Annotated in this window: 1 protein-coding gene; it reads right to left on the reverse strand. The window is 73.7% G+C overall.

The window, feature by feature from the left end; all coding sequences use genetic code 11:
* Window positions 1-297, reverse strand: a 297-nt coding sequence (locus FJ658_RS16550; RefSeq protein ID WP_181408526.1) for a hypothetical protein, incomplete at both ends; no start/stop codon positions are given.

Below are 297 nucleotides of genomic sequence, written 5' to 3' on the forward strand. Positions count from 1 at the left end.
GCGGCGGCGAACCGCGGATCCACCTCGAACACGAATCCCGTGTCGCCGCCCGCGACATCCGTCGACAGCCCCTCGTGCGCCTCCCCGTCGTCGGCCTCGAGCACCCCGGAGTGCACGTCGACGTCGGTGCGATGCGCCACCGATCCGGGCTCGTCGACCTGCACGAGCCAGCGCTCGAGGTTGCGCACCCAGGGACGCGTCGGCCACGAGGCGGGGTCGTCGAAGGGTCCCGACTCGGGGTCGGACCAGAACGTGTCCTCGGCGTCGCGCAGCGCGGCCCAGGCGTCCGCCGAGGTG

Source organism: Schumannella sp. 10F1B-5-1 (genome assembly GCF_006517535.1).
Taxonomy (GTDB): Bacteria; Actinomycetota; Actinomycetes; order Actinomycetales; family Microbacteriaceae; genus Schumannella.